The following is a 14200-nucleotide window of genomic DNA, read 5'->3' as shown; positions in this document are numbered from 1 at the left end:
GTCACCCGGCTAGCGGGGTCGGGCCGCCTGCAGTTCCGCGCGTACAGCCGGTGTGAGCACCTGCCCCGCACGCTCGACCAGCAGCGTCATCTGGTAGGCCACCAGGCCCATGTCACAGTCGGGAGCGGCCAGTACCGCCAGGCAGGAGCCATCGCTGATCGACATGATCATCAACAGGCCGCGCTGCATCTCGATGACGGTCTGGGTCACCATCCCGCCCTCGAAGACCCGGGCCGCGCCCTGCGTCAGGCTGATCACGCCCGAGGCCACCGCGGCGAGCTGGTCGGCCCGGTCCTTGGGGAACCCCTCCGAGTAGGCAAGCGGCAAGCCGTCGGACGACACCACGACGGTGTGCGCGACGCCCGGCACGTTGTTGACGAAATCAGTGATCAGCCAGTTGATGCCACGCGCTCCCTGGCTCAACTCTCTCATTGCTCCTCCTCATTCACATCTCCGCGGGTGAACGCGCGGCCTTGCCGTACACCTTGCTGGAAACTCGACAGCCGGCTCCGCAGCCGCTCGGGAGAGATCTGCGGCGGGGGCGAGGTGACCGCGGGTTCGGCCAGGCTGGCCGTACCGGGCACCAGGTTCGCCTTGGGAACGCGGCGCGGCAGGCCGGACGAGGTGGTGCCGCCCTGCGCGGGCTGGGCCACCGCCTGGGCGGCCTGCCAGCCGGTGTCGGCGGGAGAGGACCACGACGCGCTCACGCCCGACTGACCGGGCGTGCGCTGCGGCAGCAGCGGCTTGTCCGTGATCGCCGCGTGCTGGGCGGTCTCCGCCTCCTCGACCGGCGCGACGGACCGGATCCCCGGCTCGCTCCGCTGGAACTGCTCGGACTCCGGCCGGCGGAACCAGTCGGACCCCACCGAGGAGAAGATCGGCAGGAACTCCTCGCCCTGTTCCTCCATCGGGGAGTTGCGCACCGCGGGGAGCGGGCCGGTCAGGTCCTGCGAGGAGTACTCGCCGGGCCCGAACGGGTCGTAGGCGCCGTCCGACGGGTAGGACTGGGCGGCCTTCACCGTCTCGGCGAAGGACGGCCAGCGCTGCTCCGTGCCGAAGGACTGCACCGGCTCCTCGCCGTAGGGCGCGCGCGGCGCCGGGTCGCCGAACGACCCCCAGCGCGGCTCCTCCCGCTGCTGCTGCTGCTGCTGCGGCGGCGGCGGCTCGGTGGCGAAGGACGGCCAGCGGGCCTCGTCGCGCCGCGCCACCGGGTCCTCGGCGAACGACGGCCAGCGGGGCTGCTCCTGCTGCGCGACCGGCTCCTCCGCGAACGACGGCCAGCGCGGCTCCTCGGCCTGCGGCACCGGCGGCTGCGGCGGCTGCTCGCCGAAAGAGGGCCAGCGCGGCTCCTCCTGGACCGGCGGCTGCTCGGCGAACGACGGCCAGCGCGGCTCCTCCTGCGGCCCGGCGCCGGTCCGCTCGGTGAACGGCGGCCATTCCTGCTTGCCCGGCTCCGGGTACGACGGCCAGCCCTCGCCACCGGGCGCCGGGATCGTGCCCGGCCACTGGGTGTCGAGAGGCGCGTTCTCGCCGCTCCGGACGTCCTTCGTCTCCATGGACAGGGACGGCGGTGAGGAGAAGACCGAGCCGTTGGCCGACGCGGCGGCGGAGTCGAACTTGGCCGGGTCGAAGCTGGTGAAGGCGTCGTACTGGGAGCGCTGGTTGGGCACCGAGCCCTGGCCGCCGATGAGCAGCATCGCGGGCAGCAGCACCATCGCGCTCAGGCCGCCGCGCTCGCGCTGCTTGAGCTGGACGCGGATGCCGTGGCGCAGCGCCAGGCGGCCGACCACGAACAGGCCCATGCGCCGCGAGACCGCGACGTCCACGACCGGCGGGTTGGCCAGGCGCCAGTTGGCCTCGCCCAGCTCCTCGGGGCTCATGCCGATGCCCTGGTCGTTGATGGTCACCAGCACGCCGCCCTCGGCGGGCTGGCTGCTGACCTGGACCTTGCTCTCGCGCGGGGAGAACGAGATGGCGTTCTCGATCAGCTCGGCGAGCAGGTGGACGGTGTCGGTGACGGCCGGGCCCGCGACCTGGACCCCGGACGGGATCTGGATCTGGACACGCTCGTAGTTCTCCACCTCGGACAGCGAGGCGCGGGCCACGTCGACCAGCGGCACCGGCTCGCTCCACTTGCGCGCGGCCTCCTGGCCGGCGAGGACCAGCAGGTTCTCGCTGTTGCGGCGCATGCGGGTGGCCAGGTGGTCGAGGCGGAACAGGTTGGCGAGCCGCTGCTCGTCCTCCTCGCCCTGCTCCAGGCCCTCGATGAGCTGGAGCTGCCGTTCGACCAGCGTCTGGCTGCGGCGGGAGAGGTTGACGAACATCGCGTTGACGTTGGCGCGCAGCTTGGCCTCGTCGCCGGCCAGCCGGATCGCCTCGCGGTGGACCTCGTCGAAGGCCCGCGCCACTTCCCCGATCTCGTCGCGGGTGTCGATGCCGATCGACGGGACGTCGGGCACCTGGGCGCCTTCGCCGCCCTCCCGCAGGATGCGGACCGTCTCCGGCAGCCGGGTGGTGGCCACCTGGAGGGCCTCGGCGCGCAGCCGGCGCAGCGGGCGGACCAGCGAACCGGCCACCCGGCTGGTGATCACCAGGACGAGGAGGAGCAGGATCAGGATGGTCGCGCCGGAGATGATGGCGTTGCGCTGCTCGGCGTCGCTCAGCTCCCGGGTCTGGGTCACCACCTTGGTGGCCAGGGCGTCCTCGACCTTGCGCATGGCGTTGGCGGACAGCAGCGTGCTCTCGTACCAGAGGTTGAGGTCACGCCTGGTGGTGACGTCGAGGTCCCGGATGGTGGAGTACTCGCGCAGCTGGGCCAGGGCGCGCTGGCGCATGGCGTCGGCGCGGTCGATCTGCGGGCCGCGCACGGCCTGGCGGTAGGCGCGCTGTTCGGCGGCGCCGGCCTCCTGCTCGAAGCGCTCCAGCTCCGACTGCTGACGGTTCCATGAGCCCAGGAAGTCGGACAGGTCGTCGTAGTCCAGCTTCCGCTCTACCAGGGCGACGACCAGGATGCCCTGCTGGCGGGAGACCTCCTCCTTGGCCCGCTGGAGCGCCGTCAGCGCGGCCACGTCACCCTGGAGCACGTCGTCGCCGATGCCGGCGCCCAGACCGTTCTGCAGGTTGGACAGGACCTCGATCATGGTCGAGAAGGTGCTGATGGACGCGCGGGGCGGGACGTTCTGGGTGCTCATCGAGGCGCGCAGGCCGTCGAGGCCGTTGAGCCAGCGCGTGATGTTCTCCACGTCGGAGCGCACGCGCGCCGGGTGCGAGGAGTCGATGGCGCTCGCGGCGTCGATCACCCGCTTCTTGGTGGTATCGACCGTTCCACGCTGCGTGCGGAGCTGGGCGAGACGCACGGGGCGGCGACGGTCGGCGATGTACCAGGCGGTGAGCGTGCGCTCCTTGCCCAGCTCGTGCACGAGCGCGCCCACGCGCTGGGCGAGCTCGGCGACCTGGGTCACGCGACGGTACTCGGTGCTGGTGCCGACGGCGCTCGCGAGCTGAAGCCCGGCGAGCAGCACACCCACGAGCGTGGGGATGAGAATCAGCGCCACCAGCCTCGAGCGCACGCGCCAGTTGGCCAGCCGGAAACGTCCGCCTGTGTTGTCCCCCGGCCTCGTGTGCTTGGGGTTTTCCGTCCTCACTGACTCTCGCTACCTCTCGCCGTACGTGCTCGAAAAATCAGACACGTGTGTGGCGTGTGGGATTGTGCTGGGCTGGGTAATTGGAACACACTCCGTACCAGATCGGCCAACCGAACATATCCCATCAAATGCGCCCAAGTAGGTACTTTGGGCGACATTTCGCCGCACACGGATTCACGCTGGCCTGAAAGAGTCCCGCTCGGCGGGGGCCGCGTGCTTGATCATGAGGTGCCGCGTCACCGCGTACTCCAGGACGGCCTCCTGGCTCATGTCCTTGCCGAACCCGCTGCCCTTGACGCCGCCGTGCGGCGCCTCGCTGGCGATGGGCAGGTGGTCGTTCACCCAGGTCACCCCCACGTCCAGCCGGTGTGAGACGCGCATGGCGCGGGCCACGTCACGCGACCACACCGACGAGGCGAGCCCGTAACGGGTGTCGTTGGCCAGCCGGACGGCCTCGTCCTCGCCGTCGAACGGCAGGGCGACGAGCACCGGCCCGAACAGCTCGCCCTGGACGATCTCGCTGTCCTGTGCGACATCGGTCACAAGCGTCGGCGGGTAGAAGAAGCCGGGCCCGTCGACCGGCGCCCCGCCGTGCGCGATCCGGCCGCCGGAGCGCGCCACGAAGCCGTGCACGCGCTCCCGGTGCGCCTCGGAGATCAGCGGGCCGATGTCGGTCGCCGGATCCCAGGGGTCGCCGGCGGTGATGTGGGCAAGAGTTGCCCGAAGCGCCTCCACCGCCTCGTCGTAGACCTCCCGCGCCACGTACACGCGGGTGGCGGCGGTGCAGTCCTGGCCGGTGTTGTACGTGGCGCCCATGGCCACGCCGTGCGCCATCTCGGCCAGGTCCGCGTCCTCGAAGACCAGCGCCGGCGCCTTGCCGCCGAGCTCCAGGTGGACGCGCTTGAGCGTGGCGGCGGCGCCGGTCATGACCGCCCGGCCGGTGTCGGTGGAGCCGGTGACGCTCACCATGTCCACCCCCGGGTCGGTGACCAGCGCCTGGCCGACCTCGGCGCCGCCGGTGACCGTCTGCACGAGCCCGGCGGGCGCGCCCGCCTTGGCGAACAGCTCGGCCAGCCGCAGCGTGGTGCGCGGCGTCTGGGGCGCCGGCTTGATCACCACGGCGTTGCCGGCGGCGACCGCGGGGCCGACCTTCCAGACGGCCATGACCAGCGGGAAGTTCCACGGCGCGATCGACCCGACCACCCCCACGGGGCGGCGCAGCAGGACCGAGGTGTAGCCGGAGCTGAAGACCCCGGCCCCGGTGCCGTCGAGCGAGCGGGCGGCCCCGGCGAAGAACCTCAGGTTGTCGGCGAGGAAGGGCAGCTCGCCGTCCCTGAAGACGGCCGCGGGCTTGCCGGTCTCCTCGACCTCCAGCCTGGTCAGCTCCTCGGACTCGGCCTCCACCAGGTCCGCCACCTTGAGCAGGAGTCTGGCGCGCTCGGCGGGCGTGGCCTCGGCCCACTCCGCGGAGGCCGTCCTGGCCCGCTCGACGGCGGTGGCGACGGCCTCCACGGGAGTGTCCGGCACCTCGGCGCAGACGGTGCCGGTGGCTGGGTTGATCAACGTACGCATGAACTTACTTTCCTTGCCGGTCCCGGCCGCCTAGCTGCGGCCGAACTCCTCGATCAGGTCGGCGGCCTTGCGCAGGCCGTCGCGACGGCGGATCTCCTCGCCGGCGGCGGCCAGCCTGGCCCGCAGCTCGGCGTCGCCGAGAAGGCGGTCGAGCGCCCCCGTCAGCTCCTTCTCGGTGAAGGTGTAGGTCGAGAGCCTGACACCATAGCCCAGCTCGTGCACCCGCTGGGCGTTGTCGTACTGGTCCCAGAAGAGCGGCAGCAGGATCATCGGCTTGCCGAAGTGCAGCGCCTCGGTCGTCGTGTTGTTGCCGCCGTGCGTGATGACCAGGTCACACTGGGGGACGATCTTCGTCTGGGGCAGGAACTCGGCGCCCCACATGTTCTCGGCGAGCTTGATCTCCTCGTGCAGCGGGCCCATGGAGACCACGTACTGGTGCGGCGTGGTCGCCAGCACGTCGATCACCCGCTGCATGAGGCCCACGTCGGCCGAGCCCAGCGAGCCGAGCGAGAAGTAGACCAGCGAGGCGCCCTCGCGGCGCTCGAAGGGCAGCTCGAAGTCCTCGTCGGTCTCGCGCACCGAGGAGTCGAGCCGGTGCCAGGTCGGGCCCAGCGGGCGGGCGTCGGTGTAGTCCAGGATCTCCGGGTACACGTAGAGGTTCAGGCCGCCCTCGTGGATGAAGTCGAGGTCGGGCAGCGGCGAGGTGCCCTGCTCGACGCACCACTCGTTGTAGGCGCTCCAGATCTCCCTGTGGGTGCGGTCGTACTCGGCGCGGAAGGCGTCCCACTCGGAGCGGTCGTCGGCGGGCAGGCCGGAGAAGACCGGCGGGATGTCCTCGCCGCGGATCTCCAGCGGGTTGCAGGAGACGATGCGGACGAACTTCTTGCCCGCCGTGAGCAGCGCCGGGAACGTGAGGACGTTGTCCTCGACGATGACGTCCGGCTGGACCCGCTCGATGATCTGCTTGAGCTGCGGCTCGCAGTACTTCGCGCCGTCGATCAGCTCCTTCCAGATCGGGACCGTGACGGTCTCCAGCTGCTCGCGGGTGCTCTTGCGGTACTCGGGGGCGGTGTCGCGGATGAAGTCCTTCCAGAACTGGCCGGCGTCCTGCTCCTCGTCGGACGGGGGCGCGAGGTCGACCAGGTCCTCCTCGAAGCCGAGGGCCTCCAGCTTGCCCTTCCACGACGCCTCCGCGGCGAAGACCACGCGGTGGCCGCGGCGGCGGAGGATGTCGCCGATGCCGGCGCTGTTGTTGGTCGGGCCGTAGGCGCTTTCCGGCATGAACAGAATGGTGAGAGACATGAGCACTCCGCGGGGGTTTAGCCTTTTGAAGGGGAATTCAAAACTCATCTGGCGTGAAGGTCAACTTCAGGGCACTATGGTCACGGGTTCCTGAATGTTTAGCCAACTCTCGGAAGCGAAGGCGAAGATGGCCCAGCGCAAGAGCCGCAGTGACCGGCGTGTCGACCTGATCGAGGCGGCGCGACGGGCCATCATCCGGCATGGCATCGACCGGGTGCAGTTGTCGCACGTCGCCGAGGAGGCCGGGCTGACCTCCGGGGCGGTGCTCTACCACTACCCCGACCTGAGCGAGCTGCTGGTCGAGGCGCAGCACGCGGGCATGGAGCGCTTCTACGAGCAGCGGCTGCGGCAGATCGCCGCGTTCACCGACCCGGTCGCCAAGCTGGTGCTGACCATCCGCTCGGGGCTGCCGACGGGGCCGCTCGACCCGGAGGTGCGGCTGCTCAACGAGATGGGCGGGGCCGCCGGCCGCAACCGCGTCTACGGGGTGCTGCTCACCTCGCTGTACGACCGGCAGGTGTCGATGTACCAGTCGATCCTGGACACGGGGGCGGCGCTGGGCGTCTTCAGCCTCACGACCGATCCGCTGACGATCTCCCGCAACCTGGTCGCGCTGGAGGACGCGTACGGCTACCGCATCACGGCGCGGCACCCGCTCATCGGCCCCGACGAGGCCGCGGAGCTGATCCTGTCGTACGCGCGGACGGTGACGGGCAACGATCTGATTCATTGATCCACCGGGATGATGACCGCCTCGCCCGCCCGCCAGTCGAGCCGGACGTCGGCGCCCGGCCGCACCTCTCCTGCGCCCTGCACGGCCACCAGCATGGGCCTGTCGCGGCCGGGGACCTCCACCGAGATGTGCGAGACGCCTCCGTAGAAGCTTACGTCCAGCACCGAGCCCTTCAGCCCGCGCGACTCCTCAGCCCCGATCAGCTCGACCCGCTCCGGCCGGACCGCCAGCAGCGCCTTCGCCCCCTGCTCCAGGCCCTCCGCCGGGGTGCCGGGCAGCACGCCGAAGTCCTCGGTCACCAGTTCGTCGCCGGCGCCGACCGTACCCTCGAACAGGTTGTTGGCGCCGACGAAGTCGGCGACGAAGCGGGTGCGCGGCCGCTCGTAGAGCGCGACCGGCTCGTCCACCTGGCGTACCTTGCCGCTGTCGAAGACCGCGATGCGGTCGGCCAGCGACATGGCCTCCTCCTGGTCGTGCGTGACGACCACGAACGTGATGCCGACCTCGTGCTGCAGCCGCTTGAGCTCCAGCTGCATGTCGGCGCGGACCTTCTTGTCCAGCGCCGACAACGGCTCGTCCAGCAGGAGCAGGCGCGGGCGCTTGACGATGGACCGTGCCAGCGCGACCCGCTGGCGCTGGCCGCCGGAGAGCTGGTTCGGCCTGCGGCCCCCCAGCGCCGACAGGCCCACCGTCTCCAGCACCTCGCCGACGCGCTTGTTGATCTCGGCGCGCGGCAGCTTCTCGCGTTCCAGGCCGTACGCGACGTTCTTCGCCACCGTCATGTGCGGGAACAGCGCGTACGACTGGAACATGAGGCTGATGGGCCGCCGGTTCGGCTGCTTGCCCAGCAGGTCCTCGCCGTCGAGCGTCACCGTGCCGCTGTCGGGCGTCTCGAACCCGGCGATGATGCGCAGCAGCGTGGTCTTGCCGCAGCCCGACGGGCCGAGCAGGGCGAAGAACTCGCCCTGGCCGATCTCCAGCGAGACGTCGTCGAGCGCGGTGACGTCGCCGAACCTACGGCTGACGCCGTCAATCTTGAGCACGCGGAACCCTTTCCCCGATCTTGGTCATGCGCTGTCCGGCGATCACCGCCGTGAAGCTCACCAGGAGCAGGATCGAGGCCAGCGCGTTGATCTCCGGGGTGACCCCGAAACGGATCATTGAGTAGATGACGATCGGCAGCGTCTGCTCGGTGTTGCCGATCGTGAAGAAGGCGATCACGAACTCGTCCAGCGACAGCGTGAACGCCAGCAGGGCGCCCGCGATGATGCCGGGGGCCAGCTGGGGCAGCGTGATCTTCATGAAGGTGGTCACCGGGCCGGCGCCCAGGTCGCGCGAGGCCTCCTCCAGGGAGGTGTCCGCGCCGGTGAGCCGGGTGCGCACCACCGCCGCCACGAACGCCATCGAGAACAGCGCGTGCGCCAGCACGGCCGAGTACAGCCCGAGCGTGAGCTGGATGAACCCGTAGAAGAGCAGCAACCCGATGGCGAGCACCAGGTCCGGCAGCACGGCCGGCATCAGCGCCAGCGCGTCCAGGGTCTTGGACCGGGAGTGACGGGCCAGGCCGACGGCCAGCATGGTGCCCAGCACGGTGGCGATCACGGTGGAGCCCGTGGCCACGATGAGCGTGTTGACCAGGCCGCTCATGACTCGTTCGTCGGCGGCCAGCTCGCCGTACCACTTGAGGCTGAACCCCTCGTAGGTGTACGCCGTCTCCCCGGAGTTGAACGACATGACGACCAGCACCACGATCGGCGCGTACAGGAACACGTACGTCGCCCAGAACGGGAGGTGCAGCCACCCTGATCTACGCACGGCGCGTCACCCACGCCTGCACGACCAGGAGCACGATCAGCACCACGATGACCGCCAGCGCCAGCGCGGAGCCGAAGGGCCAGTCGCGCGCCGACAGGAACTCGTTGCGGATCAGGTTGCCCACCATGGCCGACTTGCCGCCGCCGAGCATCTCGGGGATGACGAAGTTGCCGAAGCTCGGCACGAACACGAACAGGCAGCCGGTCAGCACCCCCGGCATCGTCAGCGGCAGCGTGACCTTGCGGAAGGTGGTGAACGGCGAGGCGCCCAGGTTGGCCGACGCCTCACGCAGCTGCGGGTCGAGCCTCTCGATGGCGGCGTACAGCGGCAGCACCATCAGCGGCAGGTACGAGTAGAGCAGCCCGAGCACGATCGCGCCCTTGTTGTAGAGCAGCTCGTACGGCCCCATCCCGAACGCCTGGAGCCAGCCGTTGATCAGACCCTCCGGGCTCAGCAGGATGATCCAGGCGTAGACCCGGATGATGAAGTTCGTCCAGAACGGCAGCACGACGGCGACCAGCGCGACCGTCTTCCACGTGCGCGGCAGGCGCGCGATCATGTAGGCCGTCGGGTAGCCGATCAGCAGCGCGAGCAGCGTCGCCAGGCCGGCCATCTCCAGCGAGTCGACGACCACGCGGAGGTAGAGCGAGTCGAACAGGCGGGTGAAGTTCTCCGTGGTGAACTCGTAGACCACACCGCCGAACCGGCCGCGCTGGAAGACCGTGTAGCTGAGCACCAGCGCCAGCGGCACCAGGAGCAGCACGGTCAGGTAGGCCAGCCCCGGCGCGAGGAACACGAACGCGCCCAGCCGGCGCCCTCGGGAGAGGGACACCGGCCGGGCTTCTGGCTTGTCCTTCACACTTATTCGGCCTTGATCTCAGCCGCGAGACGGGTGTACTTCATGCTCGCCTGGCCGATGTCGATGATCGACTCACCGTTGAGCAGCTCGGCCGGCTTGGTGCCGAGCAGCGAGCCGGGGACGATCTTCACCTTGTCCATGGCGGCCTTGTTCGGCACCATGTAGTTGATGTTCTCGGCCGCCCAGCGGTGCACGTCGGGGCTGAGGATGTAGTTGATGAAGGCGTGCGCGGCCTCCTTGTTCTTGGAGGTCTTCATGATCACCATGGTGTCCACCCAGAGGTCGCTGCCCTCCTTCGGAACGACGAACTTGATGTTCTGCTTCTCGTCGGTGGTCGGGCACCAGCCGTCCCACGCCTCGACCATGACGGCCTCGCCCTTGATCAGCCGGTCGCCGAAGGTCAGGTCGTCGTAGGCCAGCAGGCGCGGCTTGGCCTCGACGAGCAACTCCTTGACCTTGGCGATCTCGTCGTCCTTGTCGGTGTTGACCGAGTAGCCGAGCGCCTTGAGCGCGGGCAGGGCCAGCCAGCGCTCGGTGGTCATCATGGTGACCTTCTTCTCGGCCCAGGCCGGCGGCTTGAGGATGTCGTTCCAGCTCGTGGGCTCCTTCTTCACCAGGTCACTGCGGTAGCAGATGCCGGTGGTGCCCCAGGTGTAGGGGACGGAGAACTTGTTGCCCTTGTCGTAGGCGAGCTGCGTGGCCTCGGGGTACAGGTTGGCCAGGTTGGGGATGAGCTCCGCGTGGATCGGCTCCAGCAGACCCTGCTCGTTCAGCGCCTGGGCGTACTGCCCCGAGACGAAGGCCACGTCGATGCCGCTGTCGCCGCCGGCGGTCAGCTTGGTCATCGCGACCTCGTTGGTGTCGTGCAGGGTGACGTCCAGCTTGGAGATCTTCAGATCCCGCTTGACCATGTCCTGCAGCTCTTTGGGGGTGTAGCCGTCCCAGACGGTCACCGTGAGCTGCTGCTTGGTCAGGTCCGCTTGCGGGTCGAGCTGGGCTGCTGCCTGCTTCGCCGTCCCTGCGCTGTCGGTCGATCCACCGCCGCACGCCGCGACGGCGAGCGCGAGGCCGGCCGCCAGTGCGGCAGCCGGAAGACGACGGGTGAACCGGGTTCGGATCACGGCCGCTACTCCTTAGGAATGTGCGTTGTACGGGGGGTCGCGCGACCAACCGGGCACGGCAGACCAGACCGAGAGTGTTGCAGCATAAATCAACATGAGCAAGACTTTGGCGTACATTGCTACCTGGAAGTTTGATCTAAGTGTTGAACTCGGATTCAATTTGGGAGCGGCTGCTGTCTCTGAGTGAGAAGCCGCTCACCGAACGGGACCGCGGCCTCACGGCGGCCCTGCTGGGCATGTGGGAAGACGAGGTGCCGGCGCCCTTCGAGGTCCGGCGCTTCCTGCCGCTGCCCAGCCTCTCGTACGAACCGGCCGGCTGTCACATCGGGGTGCCCACCGAGCGGGATTTCGCCCCTCATGTGGATCAGACGAACTATTCGGTCGTCGTGGCCGAACAGATCGTCGTGAAATGGCTCACACCGCCGGTCCCGCTCCCCCATCCGGCGCTGGACGTCCTGGCCCACCTGGCCCGCACCGGCTTCCCGCACACCGCCCCGCCGTACGCCGCCCTGCTGGCCGGCTCCCAGGTGCTGGCCCTCGTCACCGGCTACCTCCCGGACGCCACCGACGGCTGGACCTGGTGCGTGGACGCCGCCGAGTCGGCCGACACCGCCTTCGCCCCGGCGCTGGGCACCCTGGCGGCCGACCTCCACCTCACGCTCGCCACCCTGCCCGCGGAGCCGACCGGCCGGAGCGGGGCCGCCCGCGTCCATGACCACGCCCGGCGCGCCGAGGACGCGCTCGACGAGGCCCTGGCGCTGACCGACGGCCCCGACGGCGCCTGGCTGCGGACCGTGGCCGGCCGCCTGCGGGCGGAGCTGACGCCGCCCCCCACCGACGCCCCGGTGATCCGCATCCACGGCGACCTGCACGTCGGCCAGATCCTGCGCTGGCGCGACGGCTACGCGGTCATCGACTTCGACGGCAACCCCACCGTGACCGAGGCCGACCCGTACCAGCCGGCCGCCCGCGACGTCGCCCAGCTCACCACCAGCATCGAGCACGTCGCCCAGGTGGCGGTCAGGCGCCGCGGCACCGCCCCGGAGCGGGCCGCGAGCTGGGCCGCCGAGGCCAAGGCCGGCATGCTCGGCGCCTACGAGGCCCGCCTGGCCGAGAACGGCCGTCCCGACCTGCTGGACAAGTCCCTGATCCGGCCCTTCGAAGTGGAGCAGGAGTGCCGCGAGCTCATCTACGCGGCCCGCCACCTGCCCCGCTGGCGGTACGCCCCGATGGGCGTGCTGCGCACCTGGATGGAGAAAGCGTGAACCCCGAACTCTTCCTGGCCGACCTGGAGGCCAAGCCCGCCGCACTCGCCGAACTGGCCGGGGCGCTCGACGCCGCGGACCCGTTCGCCGAGCTCCCCGAGGACATCGGCCGGGTGCTGTTCCTCGGCATGGGCAGCTCCCGGTACGCCGCGGGGGTCGCCGCGCTGCGCCTGCGCGCCGCCGGGGTGGACGCCTGGGCCGAGTACGCCTCGGCCGCCGCGACGTTCCCGCCCGACCCCCGTACGCTGGTCGTGCCGATCTCGGCGACCGGCGGCAGCCGGGAGACGCTGGACGCGGTGGCGCGGTACGCGGACGGGCCCTCGTACCTGATGGCCCTCACCGACGCGCCCGGCTCCCCGCTCGCGCGGGCCGCGCGAGCGGTGATCCCGATGCGCGCGGGCGAGGAGCGCGGCGGCGTCGCGTGCCGGACGTTCCAGCACACGCTCGCCCTGCTGCTCGCCCTGGAGGCGCGCCTGACGGGGGCGCGCGCGGACGTGGCCACCCTGGTGCGGCGCGCCGCCGAGGCCACGGCCGACCTGCTGGAGCGGCGCGACGACTGGCTGCCGCAGGTGCTGGAACTGCTGGACGGGCCGCACGGCGTCTACGCGATCGCCCCCGCCGAGCGGCTCTCCTCGGCCGAGCAGTCGGCGCTCATGGTCCGCGAGGGCCCGCGCAGGCAGGCCGACGCCTGCGAGACGGGCGACTGGGCGCACGTCGACGTCTACCTGACCAAGACGCTGTCCTACCGGGCACTGCTGTTCCCCGGCTCCGGCTACGACGAGCAGGCGATGGACTGGGTACGTCAGCGCGGCTCCACGGTCGTCGCCGTGGGCGGCGAGGTGAAGGACGCCACAGCCGTGGTGCGGTACGCGCACGACGACGACCCGGACGTCCGCCTGCTGACGGAGACCCTGGTGGCGGAGCTGGTGGCGGCCTCCTGGTGGTCGGCCCAGACCGGCTAGGACGGTCGACTCCGGAAGGTGGCCGGCCCGGACCCGGTGGGTGGCCGGCCCGCCCTCTCTCAGCGGACGGTGCGGGCGGTCAGCGCGTGCTCCACGAGGGTGATCAGCGTCGCCTTGACCGCGTCGCGGCTGCGGGCGTCCGTGCGGACGATCGGGATGTGCGGCGCGAGGGTGAGCGCCTCGCGCACCTCCGTCTCCACGTGCGGGAACTGCCCGTTCCAGCCGTTGAGCCCGACCACGAACGGCAGCTTGGCCTCCTCGAAGTAGTCGATCGCGGGGAAGCTGTCGGCCAGCCGCCGCGTGTCGACCAGCACCACCGCGCCGATCGCGCCCTTCACCAGGTCGTCCCACATGAACCAGAACCGGTGCTGACCAGGGGTGCCGAACAGATAGAGGATCAGGTCACGGTCCAGCGACACCCGGCCGAAGTCCATGGCCACCGTGGTGGTCGTCTTGTTCGGGGTGAGCGACACGTCGTCCACCCCGGCCGACGCGTCCGTCATCACCGCCTCCGTGGTGAGCGGCATGATCTCGGACACCGCCCCCACGAAGGTCGTCTTGCCCACGCCGAACCCGCCCGCCACGACGATCTTCGTCGAGGTGAGCCCCGGGCTAGAGCCTGCGAAGTCCACTGAGCACCCTTTCGAGCAGGCTCCTGTCCGGCTTGCCTGCGTCAAGCTGCGGCTGGTACACCCTGACCAGCCCTTCCGCCTCCATGTCGGCGACCAGCACCCGCGCCACGCCGAGCGGCATCGCCAGCAGCGCGGAGACCTCCGCGACCGACCTCACCTGCCGGCACAGCTCGCTGATCTGCCGGTACTCACGCGTATAGGTGTGACCGAGCTGGATGGACGTCGCCGACGACACCAGCGCCTCCATCGCGAGCGCGCTGCGCGTACGGCCGCCGGTGACGGCGTACATCCTGAC

At 70.3% G+C, this 14200-nt stretch carries 13 protein-coding genes; 3 read left to right on the top strand and 10 right to left on the bottom strand.

The genetic code is table 11. The features are described 5' to 3' along the window. Nucleotides 1-9: 9 nt before the first annotated feature. The 4 genes from ACQEUU_RS11140 to ACQEUU_RS11125 all read right to left on the bottom strand — a co-directional run bounded on the left by ACQEUU_RS11140 (nt 10) and on the right by ACQEUU_RS11125 (nt 6518). On the bottom strand, nt 10-432 hold the full coding sequence (locus tag ACQEUU_RS11140; protein WP_270156088.1) for a roadblock/LC7 domain-containing protein: 423 nt from the start codon (nt 430-432) through the stop codon (nt 10-12). Next, complete coding sequence (locus ACQEUU_RS11135; RefSeq protein ID WP_433063865.1) at nt 429-3554, bottom strand: nitrate- and nitrite sensing domain-containing protein; 3126 nt, start codon at nt 3552-3554, stop codon at nt 429-431. Before ACQEUU_RS11135 ends, ACQEUU_RS11140 begins: the two co-directional genes overlap by 4 nt. Nucleotides 3555-3818: 264 nt before the next feature. After that, complete coding sequence (locus ACQEUU_RS11130; RefSeq protein ID WP_433063863.1) at nt 3819-5216, bottom strand: aminobutyraldehyde dehydrogenase; 1398 nt, start codon at nt 5214-5216, stop codon at nt 3819-3821. 30 nt (nt 5217-5246) lie between these two features. Beyond that, a complete protein-coding gene (locus tag ACQEUU_RS11125) occupies nt 5247-6518 on the bottom strand; it encodes a glycosyltransferase (protein ID WP_433063860.1) in 1272 nt (423 codons plus the stop codon). Between the two features lie 127 nt (nt 6519-6645). Here ACQEUU_RS11125 and ACQEUU_RS11120 point away from each other — a divergent pair, with 127 nt between their 5' ends. Next, nucleotides 6646-7251 (top strand): TetR/AcrR family transcriptional regulator, encoded by a 606-nt coding sequence (locus tag ACQEUU_RS11120; protein WP_433063858.1) that lies wholly within the window; start codon nt 6646-6648, stop codon nt 7249-7251. On the opposite strand, the gene ACQEUU_RS11115 is transcribed toward ACQEUU_RS11120, so the two are convergent. The 4 genes from ACQEUU_RS11115 to ACQEUU_RS11100 are packed head-to-tail and all read right to left on the bottom strand — an operon-like array spanning nt 7245 to nt 11046. Continuing rightward, the gene (locus tag ACQEUU_RS11115; protein WP_433063855.1) at nt 7245-8294 is read right to left on the bottom strand and encodes an ABC transporter ATP-binding protein; all 1050 of its coding nucleotides are present in this window, start codon (nt 8292-8294) and stop codon (nt 7245-7247) included. The genes ACQEUU_RS11120 and ACQEUU_RS11115 overlap by 7 nt on opposite strands. Continuing rightward, nucleotides 8281-9066, bottom strand: coding sequence for an ABC transporter permease (locus ACQEUU_RS11110; protein ID WP_433063853.1), 786 nt, complete (start codon nt 9064-9066; stop codon nt 8281-8283). The genes ACQEUU_RS11115 and ACQEUU_RS11110 overlap by 14 nt, the downstream gene beginning before the upstream one ends. Next, the gene (locus ACQEUU_RS11105; RefSeq protein ID WP_433063850.1) at nt 9059-9898 is read right to left on the bottom strand and encodes an ABC transporter permease; all 840 of its coding nucleotides are present in this window, start codon (nt 9896-9898) and stop codon (nt 9059-9061) included. Before ACQEUU_RS11105 ends, ACQEUU_RS11110 begins: the two co-directional genes overlap by 8 nt. A 29-nt stretch (nt 9899-9927) precedes the next feature. Further along, nucleotides 9928-11046, bottom strand: coding sequence for a polyamine ABC transporter substrate-binding protein (locus ACQEUU_RS11100; protein ID WP_433063847.1), 1119 nt, complete (start codon nt 11044-11046; stop codon nt 9928-9930). Nucleotides 11047-11189: 143 nt separating this feature from the next. Between ACQEUU_RS11100 and ACQEUU_RS11095 the strand changes: the two genes are divergently transcribed. Together ACQEUU_RS11095 and ACQEUU_RS11090 are read left to right on the top strand one after the other, a co-directional pair. After that, nucleotides 11190-12311, top strand: coding sequence for a hypothetical protein (locus tag ACQEUU_RS11095; protein WP_433063845.1), 1122 nt, complete (start codon nt 11190-11192; stop codon nt 12309-12311). After that, nucleotides 12308-13273: an SIS domain-containing protein gene (locus tag ACQEUU_RS11090; RefSeq protein ID WP_433063843.1), complete on the top strand. Its 966-nt coding sequence runs from the start codon at nt 12308-12310 to the stop codon at nt 13271-13273. The genes ACQEUU_RS11095 and ACQEUU_RS11090 overlap by 4 nt, the downstream gene beginning before the upstream one ends. A 59-nt stretch (nt 13274-13332) precedes the next feature. Here the strand turns inward: ACQEUU_RS11090 and ACQEUU_RS11085 are convergent, their stop codons facing one another. After that, complete coding sequence (locus ACQEUU_RS11085) at nt 13333-13905, bottom strand: GTP-binding protein (RefSeq protein WP_433063840.1); 573 nt, start codon at nt 13903-13905, stop codon at nt 13333-13335. Continuing rightward, entirely contained in the window at nt 13886-14194 is a 309-nt protein-coding gene (locus ACQEUU_RS11080; RefSeq protein ID WP_433071812.1) for a DUF742 domain-containing protein, read from the bottom strand. Before ACQEUU_RS11080 ends, ACQEUU_RS11085 begins: the two co-directional genes overlap by 20 nt. Between the last annotated feature and the right edge of the window lie 6 nt (nt 14195-14200).

Origin of the sequence: Nonomuraea sp. CA-218870, assembly GCF_050936535.1 — a bacterium.
GTDB lineage: Bacteria > Actinomycetota > Actinomycetes > Streptosporangiales > Streptosporangiaceae > Nonomuraea > Nonomuraea corallina.
The sequence above is the reverse complement of the archived record's forward strand: the minus strand, read 5'-3'. Positions and strand labels throughout refer to the sequence as shown.

Coding starts and splice junctions, on each gene's coding strand:
- ACQEUU_RS11140 (WP_270156088.1), bottom strand. CDS start 432: ATGAGAGAGTTGAGCCAGGGAGCGCGTGGCATCAACTGGCTGATCACT.
- ACQEUU_RS11130 (WP_433063863.1), bottom strand. CDS start 5,216: ATGCGTACGTTGATCAACCCAGCCACCGGCACCGTCTGCGCCGAGGTG.
- ACQEUU_RS11125 (WP_433063860.1), bottom strand. CDS start 6,518: ATGTCTCTCACCATTCTGTTCATGCCGGAAAGCGCCTACGGCCCGACC.
- ACQEUU_RS11120 (WP_433063858.1), top strand. CDS start 6,646: ATGGCCCAGCGCAAGAGCCGCAGTGACCGGCGTGTCGACCTGATCGAG.
- ACQEUU_RS11080 (WP_433071812.1), bottom strand. CDS start 14,194: ATGTACGCCGTCACCGGCGGCCGTACGCGCAGCGCGCTCGCGATGGAG.